The sequence below is a fragment of the Bacillus sp. FSL W8-0102 genome, from assembly GCF_038007225.1.
Classification (GTDB): Bacteria; Bacillota; Bacilli; order Bacillales; family DSM-4216; genus Bacillus_O; species Bacillus_O smithii.
Window position 1 is genome coordinate 608,589 of sequence record NZ_JBBOWT010000001.1, and the last position, 19,882, is coordinate 628,470.

Below are 19,882 nucleotides of genomic sequence, written 5' to 3' on the forward strand. Positions count from 1 at the left end.
TAGAACTATGGTTGAATTATACCATATTCATAGGGGGCCTGACCCCCTTAATGCTTTAAAGTATTAAGGGGGTCAGGCCCCGTCATCTTCGATTAAATCTTTTATTGGTACTTGTGTTCTTTCTTCCAATAGTGGGTTTCTGGCGTGAACGGTGGCCAATTTTGTGTTTTCGTCCACTCCGTCAATCCAAACGGAAGTTCCTTCATATAAAACTTTAATATCGGCAGGTGAAGAAAGTATTTGTTTTACACGTTTTAATTCCATTGTTCGGGCCTCCAACTTTTAAAGAGTTATTTTCAGTTTTTGCGGCATGGACGTTTTTATTCATTTTTGATGATGAAAGGGGGGCGTTTAGATGCACGCAGCGAATGTAAGGATGTCGCAAGGAATTTTTAAAAAGTCTGGATGTCGATATTTTTCGTGTTGGCCATTCGGTTAGGAAAAAGATGAGCAACAAGAAAAAAGACGGTGTTTCCTTTAGGACCACCGTCCTTTCTACACTGTATTGCAGATGGTGTTCTTTTCATTTATTTTCAAAAGAGCAATCATCTCCATTTTCTTTTTTAATAAGGCTGCCATTTGAGTTTCTTTGCCTCAGCAAATCTTTTTTCCACATTCGGCCAATACACTACATTCCACCATTGATCTACATATTTTCCTCTGTCGTTTTTATATTGTAAATAATAAGCATGTTCCCAAACATCGAGAACGAGAAGAGGAATGGTATCCCATTGAGTTAAAAATTGATGCCGTTCTGCTTGCAAAATTTCCAGTCTTCGCGATCGGGGCGACCAAACTAAAATGGCCCAGCCCACTCCTTCGACTTTTTTGGCTGCTTCTGAAAAATGCTTTTTAAATAACTCGTAACTGCCGAAATCTTTTTTGATTTGAGCAAGCAGCTCTCCCTTCGGATTTCCACCACCTCTAGGATTCATGATTTCCCAAAAGATCGTATGCAAATAATGACCCGATCCGTGAAAAGCTGCTTCCCGTTCCCAATGTTTGATTAAATCGAACTGATTTCTTCTTCTTGCTTCTCTCAATTTTTCTTCTGCTGTATTTAGCCCGTCTACATAACTTTGATGATGTTTTGTATGGTGAAGTCTCATAATTTCTTCGCTAATATACGGTTCCAAGGCATTATATGCATATGGCAATGGCGGAAGCACGTGTTTTCCGATCGGCACAAATTCACGAATTCTTATTTGATTTCTTTCAAAAAGTTGAACGACACGATGGTTCATTTGCCGGACTGTACGTTGAAGTTCGGACACAACCGGCTCACTTATGTTTTCTTCCTGAAGTTGATGTTTCACGTCATGATAGATACGATCAATCTCAACCAACATATTTGGATCAACTTCCATCTCTTGTTCATCGAGAAATTTTCGTATGTTTTGCAGCCAGTTTTGCACTTCGACTAAATATTGTTTCGCTTTTTCTTCAAAATCCATCCTTCTCCCCCTCAAACGTCTTTTCTTTTTCTGTTTGTTCCAAGATAAAACCTATTTTTAGGTAAATACCGCTTTATCCTTAATGTATTAATGAGAAATAGGAAGGTGACACTTAGGACCGATATAAAAAATTCCTTCAATGATGAACAGAAGGTTTGGTTCATAGAACTAGACAACAAGGTAATAAATAGCAGCCACTAACGAAAAAAATTTGATAAAATGCAAACGCAAAGTATAAAACAAATCGGGAGGAAAGCAATGATAAGAAAAATATCGACAGTCGCAGTGTATGTGGAAGATCAACAAAAAGCAAAAGAGTTTTGGACGAAAAAAGTCGGATTTGAGGTAATGGCAGAGCATCCAATGGGGCCCAATGCTTTTTGGCTGGAAGTGGCTCCGGCCGGTTCTGAATCTCATTTAGTAATTTATCCTAAATCCATGATGGAAGGCTGGGAAAACAGGAAAGCCTCCATTGTATTTGAATGTGAAGATATAATGGGAACATATGAAACGATGAAGAAAAACGGCGTTGAATTTTTAGGAGAGCCGAAAAAGATGCAATGGGGCACCTATGTCCAATTTAAGGACGAAGACGGCAATGAATTTTTGTTAAAGGGCTGAGAGTGATTTTCATCAGAAACTCAAGGGATCATACGGTAAAAGCGGCAAAGGTCAGCTTCCTCTAGAGAGGACTGGCCTTTGCCTATATATATCTTTGAGCGAGTCCACTACAGTATTTTTGATTCAGAGAGAGCTTTATGCCTTTGCAGATGGATGCACACTCAGCTGCCGTTTTAACGCTTTACGAAGTTTTGGAACAAGGGCAAGCGACAAAGTGGTGACGATGAGATCAAGAGGCAAGTAGGCGGCCATCCAAGACCATGCCACAGCATAACTGAATCCCTTCGGTGCATCCAGCCAAAACATAAGGGCAAAGTACATAAAATTAGTGCCAATCATGTAGTTCAAGAAAAGACTCGACAGACCGGCGCATATGTAAGCCCATTTCGAGGGCTTTTCTTTTTGCAAGCATTTGCCCACGGCATACGCCACAAAGATAAAAGAAATCACAAAGCCGAAAGTCGAGCTGAATATGCTTGAAAGTCCTCCTTTAAATTCAGCGAAAACAGGAATGCCCATCAAACCGACAAAGACATAAGCAGTCATGGCCAAGGCTCCTAATCGGCTTCCGAGAATTCCTCCAGCTAAAATGGCAAACATCAGTTGTAGTGTGACCGGAACGCCGCCGATGGTCAGATAAGGCGATACATTGGCGCCAACGGCCATTAAAGCAACAAACATTCCGCACAGCACCATTTCTTTAGGTTTCATAGAAAATCCTCCTCATTCTCAAAATTTCAATAATTGTGCATTTTCCTTTTATATGTTAACATTTTTTTAAAAAGGTTTACAAATAAAGGAGGATTATGATGTCGGCTATTTTTTTAACAGGAACGGATACGGATATAGGAAAAACCGTTATCACAACATTACTTGTTCACTTTTTTCAAAAAAGAAACATTCCCATTTTTTCTTTTAAGCCCATTCAAACAGGGGCCATTCAGCGCAATGGGGAATGGTACGCACCCGACCCTGTAGTGTATGAAAAGGTAACGAAACCGACATCTCACAATGAGTTTTATGGAATTCTATTAAAAAAAGCAAGTTCACCTCATTTGGCTGCCCGTCTCGAAGGGGTTCATATTCCTGTCCATGAAATCAAAGAACAAATCGCTTCTTTAGAAACGAAATACGAACATCTCATTCTTGAAGGAGCGGGCGGTTTATATGTGCCCATCACCGATGAAGGATATTGCATGATTGATTTTATGCAAGAATTGTCTTATCCTGTCATCCTAGTGGCAAGAGCCGGACTTGGAACGATTAATCATACCGTTTTATCGATAGAGGCATTGAAAAAACGGAATATTCCGATTGCAGGCATTATTTTCAACCAATTAAATGTGGATGACCATGAAATTGAAGAAGATAACCGTATAATGGTCAAAAAATTAACGGATGTGCCAGTTATTGGATCTGTGCCTTATATGGACAACCTGATCGAGCGTTTGAAAGAGGAAGAGGTAAGGGATCAATTGATTTCGAATTGGGATGAAAAGCGTTTGAAAGGGGTGCTTTTAAATGACGCCGGATCAGCTATTAAGTAAAAGCAAACAGTATTTATGGCTGCCTTTTACTCAAATGAAAGATTATGAACGCGATCCTCTTATTATTGAAAGCGGAGATGGGGTGCGGCTAAAAGATATTTATGGAAATGTTTATTTGGACGGCAATTCTTCGCTTTGGCTTAACATTCATGGTCATCGTAAAAAAGAACTCGATGAAGCCATTAAAGAACAGTTAGATAAAATCGCACATTCTACTTTGCTTGGAGCGGCGAATGTGCCTTCCATCATTCTGGCGGAAAAATTAATTCAAATTTCACCGAAGCGGTTGAAACGGGTATTTTATTCGGACAGCGGGGCAGAGGCGGTGGAAATCGCAGTCAAAATGGCCTACCAATATTGGCAAAACAAAGGAATCAAAGAAAAAACCAAGTTTGTAACATTAGGGAACGGCTATCATGGCGATACAGTCGGAACGATGAGCGTCGGGTCCATTGATCTTTATCATAAAGTGTATACATCATTACTGTTTGATGCTTTTGTTGCACCGTTTCCTTCCGCTTATCATCATCCGTCAGGCGATGAAAAAACGGCCAAAGAGGAAGCGTTACATAGTTTGCGGCAATTATTTTCCAACCACCATCATGAAATCGCTGGCATGACGGTGGAATCGATGGTTCAAGGAGCAGGCGGCATGAATGTAATGCCGAAGGGGTATTTGAAAGAAGTCGAAAACTTATGCCGCGAGTTTGACATTTTGTTCATTGTGGATGAAGTGGCGACAGGATTTGGTCGTACGGGAAAAATGTTTGCCGTCGAGCATGAAGGAGTCCAGCCGGATATTATGACGGTGGCGAAAGGACTGACAGGAGGATATTTGCCAGTGGCCGCTACACTAACCTCTGAAGAAGTGTATGAAGCCTTTTATGGCGAGTATGAAGAGTTAAAAACGCTGTTTCATGGCCATTCTTATACAGGAAACCAGCTAGGTTGTGCCGCTGCCATTGCCAATTTGGAGCTGTATGAGAAAGAAAATATTGTTCAACAAGTACAAGAGAAAAGCGAATATGTGTCTCAACTTTTAGAAAAAGTATCCTTGCTTGAACATGTTGGCGATGTTCGTCAGCTCGGACTTATTTGCGGGATTGAGCTTGTTCAAAATAAACAGACGAAAGAGCTCTATCCATGGGAGAAGCGTGTTGGATACCAAGCTACATTAAAAATGAGAGAATTGGGCATGATTACAAGGCCGCTTGGGGATGTGGTCGTCTTTATGCCTCCTCTAGCTGCCTCATATGAAGACTTAAAGCAAATGGTGGATATATTGTATCAAGGCATTCTTTGGGCAACGACTGAATATGCGATAGAACACGCATGATCGCAACAAAAGGGCGTCTTATAAGGGCGCCCTTTTATCAATGTGCGCCCGGCATGTACATGAACTATAGGGTGTAAGTCCCGAACCCCGAAGACAGAAGTAGAGGTTAGCCAAGAGCAAGGGTGTCCGTGGTGACGCGGAATCTGAAGGAAGCTGGAGGCAAAACACCGGTCCGAGGAACACGAACCTCATATAAGGCTAGGTATGATTGAGTGAGTTTGCATAACAAAACAAAGCTCTTTCTGTCGAAGGTCATATCGAGTAAATGAGGCGGATAGATGGTGTGAAAGTGCATGTACTTACCCGGGGAGGTCTGGCGGATATGTGAAGTACTCTTCATAACCTACTTAGTGATAAGTAGCTGAACCGTCAGAAGTCAGCAGAGGTCATAGTATTAGTTGGTCTAGAACAACTAAGAAGGACCGAACAATTAAGAGAGAATAGCCCTTGGTATTCAGTGAGTCATGATGAACACAGAAAACGTAGTACCTCACTTGAGGGAGGAAGCGGTGAATCCCGTGGGAGACCTCTTGGAGGGTGGAGTGACCACTGGCATAAAGAGAACAGCTATTCACGGAAGTTATAAAGACTTGCGTCAATGATCTTAATTGAACCGCCGTATACGGAACCGTACGTACGGTGGTGTGAGAGGACGGGAGTTAATCGCTCCCTCCCACTCAATTCTTCTTTGTATTCCATCCATGCAAAAGAAAAAACAGCTCCGGATGGGAACTGTTTTTGTTTCTTTTGCTGAAAAGCCGCTTTTGCCGTAATTCTAATTAAGAAACTGTAGATGAGCAAATTCACTAACATAAATTTACATCCGAACAAAAAAGGAGACATGAACCCGATTCCTTGATTAGAATAGATGTGTCACCAAACCATTCTCAAGGAGGTTCATGTCTCATGAATAGACTACCACATCACCAAGGAATCGACAAGTTTTTCGCAATGTTGGGGCTGGCCCTTTATTTCTCTAAGCCGGTCATGAAGCATCTCGTTCATATTATCGATGCGCTGACAACGAAAGGATTTGTGGGAACCTTGACCGATCTGCATCATGAGAGCTTTCATCCCAACCATCGAACGACACTGAGCCATTTTTTCACGAAAAGCCCTTGGGATGAAGAAATCTTGCTTCGCAAACTCCAACAGTGGATGCTTCGTCATGTGGAACGAACGGCCAAGCGAAAGAATCACCCCATTTTTGTTTCGATCGATGATACGATCTGCCGAAAAACGAAGCCTTCGTCACAGGCGAAACACGCTATTGAAGGGTGTAATTGGCATTATTCTCACGCGGACAAAAAGTCGATTTGGGGACACTCTCTCGTCTGGCTCATGGTTCATACGATGACGCAAGCCTTTCCCTTTGCGTTTCGCCTCTACGACAAGGCGGATGGGAAAAGCAAGGGTCAATGGGCCATCGAGATGCTTTCTTCTTTGGATGTGCACGGTTCTGTTTATGTGCTGATGGATTCTTGGTACCCATCGAAAACACTCGTGGAAGCCTGCCTGAAAAAAGGATTCCACGTCATTGCGATGCTCAAGACGAATCGGGTTCTTTATCCAAAAGGCATCGCCATCCAAGCCAAACAGTTTGCCCGCTATATCGAACCGAACGACACCCATCTCGTCACGGTGGGAGAAGAGCGTTATCGCGTGTATCGCTACGAGGGAGCGCTGAAAGGTCTCGATGATGCCGTTGTGTTGTTGGCTTGGAAAGCCGATCAGCCGATGACACCTGAACATCTTCACTGCGTCTTGAGCACCGACCGGGAGCTAAGCGATGAAGAGATCTTGCGCTACTATGCCCAGCGTTGGTCGATCGAATGCTTTTTTCGACAAGCGAAAGACCAGCTGAAGCTCGATGGGTACCGCGTTCGCGGGCGTCGGGCGGTGAAACGGTATTGGATCTTGGTGCAACTCGCTTATGTGTACAGTATGGTCGAATCCAACAGCGATTTCTCTACCGGGCTTGACTTCCTTCGAAAGAAGAAAGGACATAGCCTCGTGGAGTTTATTTACGATGCAGCGAAACAAGATATTCCCATTGATGTCGTTAAAAAACAGCTTCATGTGGCATAAGGGGTACTCCGTTTGTCTCTTTTTACATGGTAATTATTGTAATGAAAATTGCTCAACTACAGTAAGAAAGTTTTAAACCACACTCCTCCAAGTGGGTGCTCGCAAAAACGTTCCTGTCTTCCTTCTTGTCTAAAGACAAAGGCCTGACATTCCGGTTTCGATATAAAACTCCCTTTTTCAGCTTAAAGGTTAAAACTTTATTAACATTACGTACAACGCAGCTTGTATTCCTATATTAAATGAAAAAGAATAAGAAGGCAACAGAAACGCATGTCCTTACTTATACTATTTTCATTGCTTGAAAGTTGGCGAGAACATTTTGCAAGGATGTTTTTCTATATGGTGTATGATAGAAAATTTTTGGAACATGACTGAAAAACGGTGACTGTTATAAAAGAATATTCAAAAAGTACTTTTCAGAAAGACGATATTTTAGGTATGTCTTTCGAGGCGCAAGCATAGAAAAGAAATAGGACCGAGAGAATAGTTGTGTCCTAGATCAAAGGCAGAGTATGAAGGCCGTAAAGGAGGGGAGAAATTTTGAATAAGAATGACAGGCAGCTTCAAGCGGAAATGGAGAATATAGTAGCGGATGAAGGGGTGGTTACGCGCTTTAGGCTTTATTCCGGTCCTATGGCTAAAATTGTCGTGGCCATCGAAGTCATATGGGCGCTTTTCCAAATTTATGTGTCCAGTTTCGGGATCATGGACGCTGTAAAGGCACGTGCATGGTTTTTCGGATTTTTGGCTGTTTTGATTTTTTTATGGATTCCGGCAAGGAAAAACGAAGGAAAAACGCGTCGGCTTCCCACCGTTTGGGATTGGATTTGCGTTGTCGCAACCATCATGGCTATTGGATTTTTATTGTTTAATTATGATGACTATGTCGAAACCGGTGTTCATATCCAAGCGGATTATTGGTTTGGCGGGCTTGGGATTTTGATCGCTTTCGAAGCAGCTAGGCGTGCTGCAGGGAATGTGATGACGATTTTGGCTGCTCTTTTTTTGCTGTATAACTTTTTCGGTCAGTATCTTCCCGGAACTTTTGGAATTGGAAATCTAGGGTATGAACGTGTGGTAGACACCATGTGGTGGGGGGCCCAAGGGATATTTGGAACGGTCATTGGAGTGGCGGCCACTTATATTTTTTTATTTATTTTATTTGGTGCTTTTTTAAGGCGCAGTGGTTTTATTGATTTTATCAACGATTTGGCTCTGGCAGTCGCCGGCCGTTCTGCTGGTGGTCCGGCGAAAGTGGCCGTGATCGGAAGCGGGTTTATGGGAATGATTAACGGCAGCGGGGTGGCCAACGCTTCATCGGTTGGAACTGTGACGATCCCCCTTATGAAAAAGGCCGGTTTTAAGCCTCATTTTGCCGGTGCAGTCGAGGCGGTGGCCGGAACGGGAGGGGTAATCGCGCCGCCTATTATGGGGGCTGCCAGTTTTGTGATGGCCGAGTCGTTGGGAGTTCCGTATCGAACGATTATGCTAGCCGCTGTGATTCCAGCTATTTTTTATTTTTTTATGTGTTTTCTCTCGGTGCACTTTGAGGCGAAAAAACTAGGAATAGAAGGAATGCCTAGAAATCGGCTGCCCAATATATGGTCGGTATTGAAACAACGAGGGCACTTGTTGATCCCGGTTGTTGTCATTGTTGCGTTTCTTGTCAGTGGAACAACACCATTGTATGCTGCGGTGTGGGCAATGCTATCCATTGTTGTCGTCAGTTGGTTCAGAAAAGAGACGAGAATGGGTTTGAGGGAAATATTGGAAGCGCTTGCAGAAGGAGCGAAAGGTGTTTTAACGGTCGGAGCGGCTTGTGCGATTGTCGGGGTCATTATCGGTACCATTTCATTAACCAGCATTGGTTTGACATTTGGCAATAACATTTTGGAATTGGCAGGCAATCATCTTTTTCTTATAGCATTCTTTACAATGATCATTTGCATTATTTTGGGAATGGGAGTTCCGGTAACGGCTTCTTACGTAATAACGGCAACGATTGCCGCTCCTTTATTGGCCAAAATGGGCGTTCCGCTATTAGTGGCTCATATGTTTGCTTTTTTCTTTGCTGCCTTATCCGATATTACTCCTCCGGTCGCACTTGCTGCAATAGCATCCGCGGGAATTGCAAAGGCGCCGTTTTTTAAAGTCGCGTTAACGGCTGTGAAGCTCGGAGCCATTGGCTTCATCATCCCTTATTTCTTTCTATACAATCCGCTTTTATTGTTTATGGGTGGAAGCATGATGAACACCATTATTGCTGCCATTATCGGCCTGATTGGAGTTGTGGCTCTTTCCGCTGGGTTTGCCAATTGGCTTTTGATCCAAACGAATATAGTCCAGCGGCTGATGCTAATAGCAGCAGGCTTATTGATGATTGATCCTCATTATGTGACAGATTTGATTGGGTTTGTTCTTCTTGTAAGCGTGTACATTTGGCAAAAGAAAAAGAGGAATAATGAAGATCAGTCGACTGGTCTTGAATCGAACTCTTTTACGGCACTTACTAAGAATTCGGGGGAGGATGGAAGATGAAAAGAAAAGGTTTTCTACTTGTAGCAGTTTTCCTTTTCCTGTTTGCGTTAGTGGGATGCAATAGAGGGGAAATGCAATCTTCAGTCAGCCAAAAACAAAGGTCATCCGATGGGAAGCTGGTCATTAATTTTGGCACCGGAACGACTACGGGGGTTTATTATCCTTTAGGAGCTACATTGGCGAAAATATGGAACCAACAAGTACCGGGTGTAAAAGTATCATCCCAAGCTACGGACGCTAGCGTGCAAAATTTGAATTTGATGATGCAAGGAAAACTGAATATGGGGATTACTACATTTGGTGTTTTACATGATGCCTACACCGGAAAAGGCGCTTTTAAAGGACGTGCCTATAAAGATGTTCGCGTATTAGCAGCACTTTACCCGAATATCGGACATATTGTCACCCGTCAAGGTGATATTCATTCTGTCGCTGATTTGAAAAACAAAGGGTTTGTTCCGGGGGCTCCAGGAAGTTCAACAAAGGTAGTAGCCGGGCAAATTTTATCTGCCTATAAAATGACATTTGACGACGTAAAAGCTCAATATGTCGGATTTACCGAAGTGACTGATTTAATGCGGAATAAACAAATTGATGGTGCTTTTATTGAGGCGGGAGTTCCGAATTCTGCAGTTGTTGAAATTTTGACCACAGCTAATGGAAAATTATTAAGTATTGGAGATAAAGAAATTCAATTTATTACGAAACATTATCCTGGTTTTTACAAATATACCATTCCGGCAGGCACTTATGAAGGGCAAGCGCAAGACGTCCATACGATAGCCGAGGGGAATTTGATTGTGGTTCCAAAAGATCTTCCTCAAGAAAAGGTGTATGAATTGACCAAGACATTATGGGAAAACGTGGACACGATCACGAAAAACATTTCTGCAGCGAAAGAAATGAAATTGGAAACCGCTACAAAAGGACTTTCCAACATCCCGCTTCATAAAGGGGCAGAAAAATATTACAAAGAAAAGGGGATTCTCCACTAAACAGATGGGAACGATTTTTAATTAATAGAAGGAAACGAGAGATGGTTTCCTTCTATTTTTCTCGGAACGCCCTTTTCCCCTTAAGCGGCTACGAGGCGTGGCCATATGATTTATCATGCTTCATAGATTGTCATTTTAAAAAGATTTTTTCTATTCTGGTCCGCATGAAAAATCGCCAACAGGATAACCTCGCACGACTTCCTTGCAAAATCAAAAGGGGGAAAGCCAAAAAGAACCGAATAGCGGAGGCCTACCACGCTTGGTGGAATCACCGTACTTTTTTTAGTTTCCGTGCACTCGGCTTTTTGGCCAGTCCCTCGATCATGATCGAGGGGGGATAGCCCCGTCTCCGACAAAAGATAAACCTGTTAGTTTCATATTTGACGCTTTTGTCGAAAAAGAAATAGATATCTATTTTTTCAGGATGAACGAGGCCTATCCTCCGATATATTTTTGATAAAGCGACCTGGCGTGTTTTTGGTCGGATTCACCATGGATGATGGCTCTGCCGTCTCGAAATAGAACGACTCTTTTTCCTTCCAACTGTAGAACAATTAAATAAGGGTTTTCGTTTACGATTCCAAATTTTTCCTTCAATGCCGGCAAGTTGATTTTATGCTGTTGTCCGGGCCGGATTTGAACAGCGTCGCGGCCGCACAGTACTTCCGCTTTTCCCCAGTTTTCATATTTTAAAAACGGGTAGCTGGGACGAATTCCGCAAGACGGGCATTCTGCTTTTTTCAGTGAACGAACGTTGATTTGCGAAAATTCATTTTTCCAAAGATCAAAGGAGATGAGTGTTTTCCGCACATGCTGTTTCTGTCCGGACAAAATTTTTAGCGCTTCTGCGACTTGATAAGTGCTGACCATTTGGACGGCGGGTGAAATAATTCCAACGGTATCACAATTTTCTCCGTTTAACGGTATTTCTTCCATCAAACAATGAAGACAAGGCGTTTCACCGGGAAGAATGGAAAGCGATACACCGTATGAGGCGACACAGGCGCCGTATATCCATGGGATCTGATGTTTTTGTGCAAAGTCATTGATCATCATGCGAGTCTCGAAGTTGTCGAGCCCGTCGATGATGACATCTACGGGCAAAAGCGATTCTAATGTGTTTGGATTAGCTTCTTCAAGTTTCGCATCAATGACTACATCGCGATTGATCGCCTCTAATCGTTTTTTGGCTGCCATTACTTTCGGCAAATTTTCTTCTGCATCTTTTTCGGTGTAGAGCTGCTGGCGATGGAGGTTGCTTAGCTCAACGTAGTCTCGGTCTACGATTGTCAGCTTGCCGACTCCGGCTCGAACTAACATTTCTGCGCTGGCGCTGCCCAAAGCCCCCATGCCGATAATCGCAGCATGGCTGTTTTGAATACGTTTTTGTCCTTCTTGACCGATTCCTTGGAAGAGAATCTGACGGGAATAGCGCATGTCGCTCACAACCGGATCAATCCTTCCATTGGACTGCTGGCTTCGGCATAGTATTTTTTGCTGATTCGGCCAGCCTCAAAACCAAGCCTTCCGGCGATTACGGCATATTTCATTGCTTCGGCCATTTTGACAGGATCTTTTGCCCCGGAAACGGCAGAGTTTAATAAGACGGCATCGGCTCCCAGTTCCATCGCGTAAGCCACATCTTTCGGGCTGCCAATTCCCGCATCTACAATCACCGGCACATTAGCTTGCTCTATAATATGAGATAGATTGAAAGGATTGATAATTCCTAATCCAGTACCGATTGGTGATGCCCCCGGCATAATAGCGTGGGCTCCTAATTCTTGGAGGCGTTTGGCCAGCACCACATCATCGGACGTGTAGGGAAGAACCGTAAAGCCTTCTTCCAGCAATTTTTCTGTCGCTTTCAACGTTTCGACTGGATCGGGAAGCAGTGTTTTATCACAGCCGATCACTTCTACTTTAATCATATCGCACATTCCGGCTGCTTTAGCGAGTTTTGCAATCCGAACGGCTTCTTCCGCCGTTTTGGCACCGGCGGTGTTGGGCAGAAGCGTAAACTTGGAAAGGTCGATATTTTCCAAAAAATTAGGCTGTTCAGGATCAAAAATATTCATTCTTCTTACGGCAAAAGTTAATACTTCCGTCTCGGATTTTTGAATGGCTTCTTTTTGAATGTCTGCACTTGGGAATTTTCCGGTTCCTAAAAATAAGCGAGAATGAAAAATGTAGGACCCAATTTTCAACATGATGTTATCCTCCTCCGACAAAATGAACGATTTCTAATACATCTCCTGATTTCAATCGAAATTGGCCGTGCTGATCTTTGTTCAAAATCTCACCGTTCATTTCGACTACCAGTTTTTTGTCTTGAACTTGCAAATGCTCTAATAAACGCTCGACTGTACGGATATTTTCCGGTATTTCTTTTTTTACACCGTTGATCGTTACGATCATGGAATCACTCCTTTTTGTGAGTGGCGTCCGGGATCAAAGGCGTCTTTCCACTCTAAATGATCCGCTTTCCCCTCTATTTGATCCGCCATCCAGACACCGGTTAACGCTGACAACAATATGCCGTTGCGGAAATGTCCGGCTGCCAGCCACAGTCCTTTGAAGTCAGGATGGGGTCCCAGATAGGGAAGACCGTCTATCGTTTGCGGACGGACTCCTGCCCAAGCTCTTAACCATTCTGCAGAATGGAGCGCTGGTACGATGCGGCACGCTTCATCTGACAATCGACGAATGGCTTCAAATGAGACTTTCTTATCGTAGGTACCTGCACGTTCCGTTGCACCAATAAATATTTCTCCATTGGCTTTTGGGACGATGTAAACAGTTGATGAATAAATAGTCGATGTGATAATCGGTTTTTCCGGTCTGACAGCAAGGATCTCTCCTTTAACTGGAGTAAACATCGGCAACGAAACTCCGTCTGGAAGGGAGAGATGGGGAGTAAAGGCACCCGCTGCGATCACGATATGTTCGGCATAAAAACGGCCGGAAGTTGTTTCTACTCCTGTTATTTTTCCGTTTTGTTCCAATAATTCTTTGACCCATGTAAATTCATAAATATCTGCTCCTAAATTGGAAGCTCCTTTGAAAAAAGCTTTTGTGAGCTGAGCTGGCATGACTTGTCCATCCTTTGGAAAAGAAGCGGCACCGACTATTTCGGCTTTCAATTCTGGTTCCATTTGATATACTTGATCGGCTGAAAGCCATTCTGCCGGCTCGCCTTGTTCACGATGCCAGGCAATTCTTTCTTTCAACATGTTTGCTTCTTTCTCGCTAAATGCGATCCGTAACATACCATTTTTAAGGAACTCAACAGGCTGGTCGGAAACTTGTTCAATCTCAGGAACCAATTGATCAAAATAATCACGGCTTTTGCGGGCGAAATCAAAAAAGGCTCCGTCTATTCTCGGTTCTACTTGTGCTCCCAGCATTCCGGCTGCCGCGCTTGATGCTTCAGAAGCAATTCGTTCTTTTTCCAGTACAGCAACGCGATAGTTTCGTTTTGACAACTGATAGGCGATCGAGCCGCCATTGATGCCGCCGCCTATAATAATGACATCATATTTCTGCATGGTGACGCCCCTCCCACAATGATTGATTGTAAGCTTTAGCCGCTTGTTCAGGAAACTCGGCTTCATACACTCCGGAAAGAACCGCAACTCCCGACGCTCCGGCTGCCAGACACTCGGGAACGCGTTGAGGAGTAATGCCGCCAATGGCAATAACGGGGATTTGGACTGCTGAAGAAACGGATTTCAAAGCAGCTAATCCTCTCGGAGGGAGACCTGGTTTGCTTTTAGTGGGATAAATATGTCCGAAAATGAGGTATTGAGCGCCTTTCTTTTGTTTATCCATGGCTGATTCGACGCTATGTACGGAATACCCCTTTGTTAAGAAACAATCATGATCTCTTTCCTCGTGAGACTTTTCCGGAAAGTGCACACCAAGAACACCAAGCTGTAAAGCTAAATCAGGTTGATTGTTCAGAATGATTTTCGTTAACGGAACTCCATGTTTTTCTAAATCTGCAACTCCTTTTTTGATCATCTCTGTACTCCAACTGCGCTCTCGAATATGAATAAAATCCACCCATGGTTGAATTCGCACGGTGATCGAAAGCCAATCTTCAAAACTCTGTTTTCCTGTGGAAATGACGTGCAGCGCTTTTTTCATCGCCATTTTCTCCTTGATGAAAGTTGAATGGAAAAACTTTTAACCAATTCTGTGCAGTAAAAAACCCACTTTCCAATGTTGGAAAGTGGGCTAAGAGCTCTCAAAGTATAATGGAATTATACTCCACTTTCCTACGCTGGTATCAACCAGATCAGGTTCGAAGGGTTTTAAAGTAACACTTTAATCTCAGCCGATCACTATCGGCACCCCTAGTGGCTGTTATTTGCTTATGATGATTGTTTTACGATCCCAATGAAAAAATTTAAAATAATAAGGAATATTTTTCTTTATCAAAATCTTAAATCTATATTGAAAGGTTGTCAATAGTCGTTTCAAAGTTTCTGGACGATAGGTGAAAGAAGGTGGCGAAATGTTGTGTCGTTGAAAAAGGGAATGGGGAAAAAATAAAGAAGGCGCCCCGGAAGTGTAGCGGGAGGCCTTCTAAAGAGATGATGTCCATCTTTTAGAATAAGCAATTATTTTGCTTTCTTCAGGCTTTCGGGGATCTTAGGTGCATGTGCGAGCGGGCTGGAAGCTTGAACAAATACATTTGCCATTACACGGGTAGTGTTAGACAGAACTTTAGCTGCTTTTTTCACAATACTCACCTCCTTTCATGGTGAAATTATTTAATTTATGGATAAACTTGATGCCTGCCGGTGTCAGCAAAAGGGCTTGCAGCAATGCACCGAACACGAAACCGGGTGAGGAAAAAATATAGTAAATGACAAAGGTAAAGATAACCCACAATATGGCAGCACGTTTCTTTTTTTGTTCCCACTGCTTTGAATGTTTGATTTGATGCGGTTCATAGTAAGGAGCAAATCTTGCGATCAACAAGAGACTGACAACAAAGTAGCAAAAAAGTAAAATAGGCGATACAGGGAGCCAAACGAACGTCAGAACAAGAAGCGAGCTTGTAATCGAACAGGCGATAGAGCGATCTAAATGGGCGCCGCCCGTCAATATCCGAAGAATCATAAAAGACAACGTCACTTCAACAGTCAACAGCGGCACTCCGATGATCCAGCCAACAATCAGCAAAAGAAGAAACGTAAAAAGAAGATTGAATAGAATCGTAAACCCGAATACGAGCACGTCATGAGGTTCTGTTTCTTCAGGATTTATTTTTTTGATTTGGTCTGCCAATGCAACTGCCCATTTTTCAAACATACGACTTCCTCCTTTATAATGACGGGCAGCGGATGGATAGCCGGACTGGTTTTAGCTCGGTTTCAACCACTGCTTGATCTTGCTTAAAGTGTTGAAGAGCATCAAATAATTTCAAGTTTGTCTGAAGGCGATCCAGTACAAGTTGGCTGGATATCAAATAGGTAATATCTTGAGTTCCTATATGAACATGAAAATAGATTTTTTTTCTACGCTGGAAGGAGACTGGTAAAGCGCTAGAATTAAATCGTCCATGATCATGCTCAGATAGCGGACTTGCCTTAATGTTGCAGCCACATTTCCATGAATTTCGGCCGTTGCGACAACGTCAACTTCCAACAGTTCGGCTAGTTTTCGTTTATTTACTAGAAAAGCATAGAGCAATTCATCTAAGTTCTCTAAACCGGCGCGAAAATCAGACTCAACAAGCCAAGAAGCGGCTTTTTTTCGAAGCAGCCGATTGTTTTCCAAATATTCTTTAATAAGAAGCGTAGAAGACTCTCTCTCACAAAGTTTTAAGATGGCATGAAAATGGTCTTCATAATCCGTTTTTAATTTTTCGACTATAATGGCGGTTTGTTCTTCTTGGTCCAAATAAAATTTTTTGGCCTCTATGATATGCTTCACTTGAAATTGAGTGTGCAAAATCAAATAGATGGATAAAATAATAAACAAAATAATCACACAATACAGCACAAACGAAAATTTAGAATTCATTTGCTCTGTCAACATGGCGAAAACAGACAGGCAAATAAATAGAAATGTCAGCAGAGAATTGATGATAACGATCGCCCTAAACTGATGGTTTTGATTGTGTGTTTTTAAAAAGTGACGAAAGTCAGTCAAATGATACTGATATCTTTTTAATAGATAGCTAATAGCCATGACGAATAAAAATGTAATCGTTCGAAGCAGAAACGGCAAATTAGAGAATGAAAATAAAATTTTAAAGTAGTTAACAGTAGATATGGATTTTACCACTTCCGTTATTAATAGTTGAATGAAGGAATAAAACCCGTATCCGATGCTTGAAATGACAATCGTTTCAAGCGAGTTTACTTTATACAACCATTTCACCAAGCAAAGCAATAATAAAATTTGAACGGCGATAACAAAAACGGTCGCCAAAGGTGTGAATCTTAATAAAAGTGATGCGACGCTCATAATGACGGATAGAAAAAGAATCGGTTTTATATAAATGCGATAAGGATACCCTAAAAACACAACGGGAAACGTCAAAAGAGCAATCCATTCAAATAATGAGATAACCAATGTGAATAAGTAATCCATCGCGATGGCTCCTAACCGCAAGAATATTAGAATAATAATTTTAACTTTTGTGATATATTTGCTGGCTTTGTGGAATTTTGACTGTGACTTGGGCCCCTTTCGTCGGATGATTTTGGATATTCAAAGTTCCATTCAGCGTTTCAATAATCGTTTTGCAGATTGGCAATCCGATGCCGGTTCCTTCATCCTTTGTAGTGTAAAATGGATAAAAAATCTGTTCGAGATGTTCGGGTGAAATTCCCGGACCGCTGTCAATGATGAAGATCATCACGAATTTGTTTTCTTTTTTGGTGATAATCTCGATGGTGCCGTTTTCTTGTATTGCTTCCACTGCATTTTGGATCAAATTGATCAGCGCTCTCTCAAATCGACTGGCATTTCCGGTTATATACGTTTCATCCGCTAAATGAGAATGGAACTGGATATTCGAAGGAGCAGTTTGCAAGGAAAAAATATGGACTATTTTTTCAATGCTATGTTTGACATCAATAATGGAAAGATTGTCTTGGTGCAAATAAGACTTTGACAGGCTAAGAAGCTCTTGAATAAGAGACTCCATTCGCAGCGCTTCTTCTTTAATGATCGATGTATAGTGTACGGTATACGGGTCTGACTTGATGATTGGATTACTGGGCAAAACCAATAATCGATGTCAGTGGATTGCGTATTTCATGAGCAAAAAAAGCTGCCATACGTCCAATCGTTGCATGATCGTCTTCTGATTTCTTGGATACTTCGTCATTTGATTCTTTAGGATCTTTTTCGACTTCGACAGGAATGTGAGAGTCCTTTTTTTTCAGCCATTTTTGGATTAAATTGTTCATATATGAAGTAACACTCCTAAAAAGGCCCATCTATTTTCCTAAATCAACGTTAGGAAAATACAGGAATTTTATTCTTTGAATTCTACATGATTTGTCATGATTCCTTCTTTTCAATGAAAAAAAATGGATCGCTGTCAAAATATTTTTCAGCATAAAATGACATCTTTTTATGGCTTTTCAAATTGAAGGAAGCAGATTTTGGTTGCATGTGAACGCTCTTCCTGAAAATAATTTTTGCGCCACCGAACTTCTTTTATTTTGAAAGGCATAATCGTTCCAAAGGCAAATAACCTCCCATGGCGTTTTCTGTTCAATCGAAGCCTTTTTGGGCGAAATAAGCATTGCTTGCAAAAGTAAAGGGTCTACTCCTGGATTCCTTTTTATGGAAATGGAGAGCAGACCCTTATCATGCAAGCCATGAAAAAATGTTTATGGCTGCATGCGTCTTGTTAAATATTTATAAAGCGGAACTCCCGCTAAAGCGACGAGAATGGACAAGAAAGAATCTATCGGTTTGTCGACTAATGTACTGCCGACAATATAAAGAGTTCCAACGATCGCCACGATAGGCGTCAGCGGATATAATGGCACTTTATACAAGCTGTTTTGTCGTCCGTCTTCTTTTTTCCGAATCAGAAAAACCGCATAAAAAGCTAATCCGTAAAACAAGAAGACAACGAATATAGCGATATCGGACAGCCTGTCAGGATTGCCCACCAGCATAAATAAGATGGCTAAGACCGTTTCAAACAAGGAGGCATATAAAGGAGTTTGGAATTTAGGATGGACTTTGGACAACCATTTTGCGCCAGGAAATAATCGATCTTCTGCCATAGCAAAAGGGATGCGTGGAAAAGTCATGATCTTTCCGTTCAGACAGCCAAAAATGGAAATCAATATTCCAATCGCAATTAATTTACCGCCGATATCTCCAAACAATATCGAAGCGGCAGTATGGGCAGCGTTCGACCCTAACTCAACGATCTTGCTTGCCGGGAGAACGTGAAGGAGAGCGACATTCACTGAAAGATAAGCTATCATCACGACGGCGATTCCCGTAATAATCGCTTTCGGAAGCGTTTTGGACGGATTTTTCATTTCACCGGCCATAAAACCGACATTCATCCAGCCGTCATACGCCCAAAGGGTAGCTAAAACGGCGGACCCCATACTGATGGATTGGCTGTTTCCGCTGCTCATTCCTGTAATATGACTATCTCCATGCCAAATTCCAAAAACGGTAATCATGGCGATAGGAACTAGCTTGGCCACTGTGAGGAGACTTTGAATGAAGCCGCCTAAATTCGTTCCTATTACATTAAGGATAAATAAAAATAGAACGGAAGAAACGCTGACGAAAAGTTTGCCGGTTTCCGACAAGCCGACCAGATCTGCCACGAGTGAACCGAAATATAATCCGAGGGCTCCAATAACCGCCGGCCCATAGATAATGGTTTGCATCCAACCGCATAAAAATCCCCAAAACTTTCCGTACACTTCTTCCAAATAAGCGTACAAGCCGCCGGTCTTAGGAATTTTTACACTGACTTCCGCAATCGTTAATCCACTTGCCAACGTAATGATACCGCCGATGATCCAAGCCCAAAGCGCCATTGTAGATCCGCCGGAAGAGGCAAGGACAATTCCCGGCTTCATAAAAATTCCTGAACCAATCACGGTCCCAATTACAATAGACGTTGCAACCACAAAACCGATATTTCTTTTTAATTGAGTATTTTCCACGATGTTCACCACACAAGGACAAATGTATTTTGATGACGGTTTTTGTTGATTATACCACGAAATAATATGAATTCTTTTTGTTTGAAAATTTAAATTTTTATATGTAATACACAATATTTAATGAATT

Annotated in this window: 21 protein-coding genes, 1 other RNA gene and 1 riboswitch; of the genes, 6 read left to right on the forward strand and 16 right to left on the reverse strand. The window is 42.2% G+C overall.

Features of this window, described 5'->3' with window-relative positions; genetic code table 11:
* Positions 1-72 precede the first annotated feature (72 nt).
* On the reverse strand, positions 73-264 hold the full coding sequence (locus tag N1I87_RS02895) for an H-type small acid-soluble spore protein (protein ID WP_003353924.1): 192 nt from the start codon (positions 262-264) through the stop codon (positions 73-75).
* Positions 265-563: 299 nt separating this feature from the next.
* On the reverse strand, positions 564-1,454 hold the full coding sequence (locus N1I87_RS02900; RefSeq protein WP_341100592.1) for a superoxide dismutase: 891 nt from the start codon (positions 1,452-1,454) through the stop codon (positions 564-566).
* Positions 1,455-1,712: 258 nt separating this feature from the next.
* Between N1I87_RS02900 and N1I87_RS02905 the strand changes: the two genes are divergently transcribed.
* Positions 1,713-2,075 (forward strand): VOC family protein, encoded by a 363-nt coding sequence (locus tag N1I87_RS02905; RefSeq protein WP_003353922.1) that lies wholly within the window; start codon positions 1,713-1,715, stop codon positions 2,073-2,075.
* A gap of 135 nt (positions 2,076-2,210) precedes the next feature.
* Here the strand turns inward: N1I87_RS02905 and N1I87_RS02910 are convergent, their stop codons facing one another.
* Positions 2,211-2,786, reverse strand: a complete 576-nt coding sequence (locus N1I87_RS02910; RefSeq protein WP_003353921.1) for a biotin transporter BioY — start codon at positions 2,784-2,786, stop codon at positions 2,211-2,213.
* Between the two features lie 98 nt (positions 2,787-2,884).
* Here N1I87_RS02910 and bioD point away from each other — a divergent pair, with 98 nt between their 5' ends.
* Together bioD and bioA are read left to right on the forward strand one after the other, a co-directional pair.
* Positions 2,885-3,622 carry a dethiobiotin synthase gene (gene bioD, locus N1I87_RS02915; protein WP_341100594.1) on the forward strand — a complete coding sequence of 246 codons (738 nt, stop codon included), beginning with the start codon at positions 2,885-2,887 and terminating at the stop codon, positions 3,620-3,622.
* On the forward strand, positions 3,597-4,958 hold the full coding sequence (gene bioA, locus N1I87_RS02920) for an adenosylmethionine--8-amino-7-oxononanoate transaminase (protein WP_341100595.1): 1,362 nt from the start codon (positions 3,597-3,599) through the stop codon (positions 4,956-4,958). Before bioD ends, bioA begins: the two co-directional genes overlap by 26 nt.
* Before the next feature lie 567 nt (positions 4,959-5,525).
* Here bioA and N1I87_RS02925 read toward each other — a convergent pair.
* Positions 5,526-5,771 (reverse strand): hypothetical protein, encoded by a 246-nt coding sequence (locus N1I87_RS02925; RefSeq protein ID WP_341100596.1) that lies wholly within the window; start codon positions 5,769-5,771, stop codon positions 5,526-5,528.
* Between the two features lie 93 nt (positions 5,772-5,864).
* Here N1I87_RS02925 and N1I87_RS02930 point away from each other — a divergent pair, with 93 nt between their 5' ends.
* Positions 5,865-7,046 carry an IS701 family transposase gene (locus N1I87_RS02930; RefSeq protein WP_341100597.1) on the forward strand — a complete coding sequence of 394 codons (1,182 nt, stop codon included), beginning with the start codon at positions 5,865-5,867 and terminating at the stop codon, positions 7,044-7,046.
* A 44-nt stretch (positions 7,047-7,090) separates the two neighbouring features.
* Here the strand turns inward: N1I87_RS02930 and ssrS are convergent.
* Positions 7,091-7,273: non-coding RNA, 6S RNA (gene ssrS / locus N1I87_RS02935), on the reverse strand.
* 313 nt (positions 7,274-7,586) lie between these two features.
* Here ssrS and N1I87_RS02940 point away from each other — a divergent pair.
* Positions 7,587-9,584, forward strand: a complete 1,998-nt coding sequence (locus N1I87_RS02940) for a TRAP transporter permease (protein ID WP_341100598.1) — start codon at positions 7,587-7,589, stop codon at positions 9,582-9,584.
* On the forward strand, positions 9,581-10,579 hold the full coding sequence (locus tag N1I87_RS02945; protein WP_003353915.1) for a TAXI family TRAP transporter solute-binding subunit: 999 nt from the start codon (positions 9,581-9,583) through the stop codon (positions 10,577-10,579). The genes N1I87_RS02940 and N1I87_RS02945 overlap by 4 nt, the downstream gene beginning before the upstream one ends.
* Positions 10,580-11,014: 435 nt before the next feature.
* Here N1I87_RS02945 and N1I87_RS02950 read toward each other — a convergent pair whose 3' ends face one another.
* The 11 genes from N1I87_RS02950 to N1I87_RS03000 form a co-directional block, all read right to left on the reverse strand.
* Positions 11,015-12,016, reverse strand: a complete 1,002-nt coding sequence (locus tag N1I87_RS02950) for a ThiF family adenylyltransferase (protein ID WP_341103269.1) — start codon at positions 12,014-12,016, stop codon at positions 11,015-11,017.
* Positions 12,017-12,021: 5 nt separating this feature from the next.
* Positions 12,022-12,789 (reverse strand): thiazole synthase, encoded by a 768-nt coding sequence (locus N1I87_RS02955; protein WP_341100599.1) that lies wholly within the window; start codon positions 12,787-12,789, stop codon positions 12,022-12,024.
* A 4-nt stretch (positions 12,790-12,793) separates the two neighbouring features.
* A complete protein-coding gene (gene thiS / locus N1I87_RS02960; protein ID WP_270583726.1) occupies positions 12,794-12,997 on the reverse strand; it encodes a sulfur carrier protein ThiS in 204 nt (67 codons plus the stop codon).
* On the reverse strand, positions 12,994-14,127 hold the full coding sequence (thiO, locus tag N1I87_RS02965) for a glycine oxidase ThiO (RefSeq protein ID WP_341100600.1): 1,134 nt from the start codon (positions 14,125-14,127) through the stop codon (positions 12,994-12,996). The genes thiS and thiO overlap by 4 nt, the downstream gene beginning before the upstream one ends.
* Positions 14,114-14,728 (reverse strand): DUF561 domain-containing protein, encoded by a 615-nt coding sequence (locus tag N1I87_RS02970; RefSeq protein ID WP_341100601.1) that lies wholly within the window; start codon positions 14,726-14,728, stop codon positions 14,114-14,116. The genes thiO and N1I87_RS02970 overlap by 14 nt, the downstream gene beginning before the upstream one ends.
* Before the next feature lie 111 nt (positions 14,729-14,839).
* A riboswitch (TPP riboswitch) is annotated at positions 14,840-14,949 on the reverse strand.
* 255 nt (positions 14,950-15,204) lie between these two features.
* Positions 15,205-15,327 (reverse strand): AgrD family cyclic lactone autoinducer peptide, encoded by a 123-nt coding sequence (locus N1I87_RS02975; protein ID WP_341100602.1) that lies wholly within the window; start codon positions 15,325-15,327, stop codon positions 15,205-15,207.
* The gene (locus tag N1I87_RS02980) at positions 15,311-15,901 is read right to left on the reverse strand and encodes an accessory gene regulator ArgB-like protein (RefSeq protein WP_327824058.1); all 591 of its coding nucleotides are present in this window, start codon (positions 15,899-15,901) and stop codon (positions 15,311-15,313) included. The genes N1I87_RS02975 and N1I87_RS02980 overlap by 17 nt, the downstream gene beginning before the upstream one ends.
* Before the next feature lie 177 nt (positions 15,902-16,078).
* Positions 16,079-17,188 (reverse strand): hypothetical protein, encoded by a 1,110-nt coding sequence (locus tag N1I87_RS02985; RefSeq protein WP_341100603.1) that lies wholly within the window; start codon positions 17,186-17,188, stop codon positions 16,079-16,081.
* 40 nt (positions 17,189-17,228) lie between these two features.
* Positions 17,229-17,747 (reverse strand): sensor histidine kinase, encoded by a 519-nt coding sequence (locus tag N1I87_RS02990; RefSeq protein ID WP_341100604.1) that lies wholly within the window; start codon positions 17,745-17,747, stop codon positions 17,229-17,231.
* A 67-nt stretch (positions 17,748-17,814) separates the two neighbouring features.
* Entirely contained in the window at positions 17,815-18,012 is a 198-nt protein-coding gene (locus N1I87_RS02995; RefSeq protein ID WP_341100605.1) for a histidine kinase dimerization/phospho-acceptor domain-containing protein, read from the reverse strand.
* 429 nt (positions 18,013-18,441) lie between these two features.
* Positions 18,442-19,755, reverse strand: coding sequence for an APC family permease (locus N1I87_RS03000; protein ID WP_341100607.1), 1,314 nt, complete (start codon positions 19,753-19,755; stop codon positions 18,442-18,444).
* Between the last annotated feature and the right edge of the window lie 127 nt (positions 19,756-19,882).

Excerpts from the sequence above, each read along its gene's own strand:
- N1I87_RS02895 (WP_003353924.1), bottom strand. The coding sequence starts at position 264 with ATGGAATTAAAACGTGTAAAACAAATACTTTCTTCACCTGCCGATATT.
- N1I87_RS02900 (WP_341100592.1), bottom strand. The coding sequence starts at position 1,454 with ATGGATTTTGAAGAAAAAGCGAAACAATATTTAGTCGAAGTGCAAAAC.
- N1I87_RS02905 (WP_003353922.1), top strand. The coding sequence starts at position 1,713 with ATGATAAGAAAAATATCGACAGTCGCAGTGTATGTGGAAGATCAACAA.
- N1I87_RS02910 (WP_003353921.1), bottom strand. The coding sequence starts at position 2,786 with ATGAAACCTAAAGAAATGGTGCTGTGCGGAATGTTTGTTGCTTTAATG.
- bioD (WP_341100594.1), top strand. The coding sequence starts at position 2,885 with ATGTCGGCTATTTTTTTAACAGGAACGGATACGGATATAGGAAAAACC.
- bioA (WP_341100595.1), top strand. The coding sequence starts at position 3,597 with ATGACGCCGGATCAGCTATTAAGTAAAAGCAAACAGTATTTATGGCTG.
- N1I87_RS02925 (WP_341100596.1), bottom strand. The coding sequence starts at position 5,771 with ATGTTAGTGAATTTGCTCATCTACAGTTTCTTAATTAGAATTACGGCA.
- N1I87_RS02930 (WP_341100597.1), top strand. The coding sequence starts at position 5,865 with ATGAATAGACTACCACATCACCAAGGAATCGACAAGTTTTTCGCAATG.
- N1I87_RS02945 (WP_003353915.1), top strand. The coding sequence starts at position 9,581 with ATGAAAAGAAAAGGTTTTCTACTTGTAGCAGTTTTCCTTTTCCTGTTT.
- N1I87_RS02950 (WP_341103269.1), bottom strand. The coding sequence starts at position 12,016 with ATGCGCTATTCCCGTCAGATTCTCTTCCAAGGAATCGGTCAAGAAGGA.
- N1I87_RS02955 (WP_341100599.1), bottom strand. The coding sequence starts at position 12,789 with ATGTTGAAAATTGGGTCCTACATTTTTCATTCTCGCTTATTTTTAGGA.
- thiS (WP_270583726.1), bottom strand. The coding sequence starts at position 12,997 with ATGATCGTAACGATCAACGGTGTAAAAAAAGAAATACCGGAAAATATC.
- thiO (WP_341100600.1), bottom strand. The coding sequence starts at position 14,127 with ATGCAGAAATATGATGTCATTATTATAGGCGGCGGCATCAATGGCGGC.
- N1I87_RS02970 (WP_341100601.1), bottom strand. The coding sequence starts at position 14,728 with ATGAAAAAAGCGCTGCACGTCATTTCCACAGGAAAACAGAGTTTTGAA.
- N1I87_RS02980 (WP_327824058.1), bottom strand. The coding sequence starts at position 15,901 with ATGTTTGAAAAATGGGCAGTTGCATTGGCAGACCAAATCAAAAAAATA.
- N1I87_RS02985 (WP_341100603.1), bottom strand. The coding sequence starts at position 17,188 with ATGGATTACTTATTCACATTGGTTATCTCATTATTTGAATGGATTGCT.
- N1I87_RS02990 (WP_341100604.1), bottom strand. The coding sequence starts at position 17,747 with ATGGAGTCTCTTATTCAAGAGCTTCTTAGCCTGTCAAAGTCTTATTTG.
- N1I87_RS02995 (WP_341100605.1), bottom strand. The coding sequence starts at position 18,012 with ATGAACAATTTAATCCAAAAATGGCTGAAAAAAAAGGACTCTCACATT.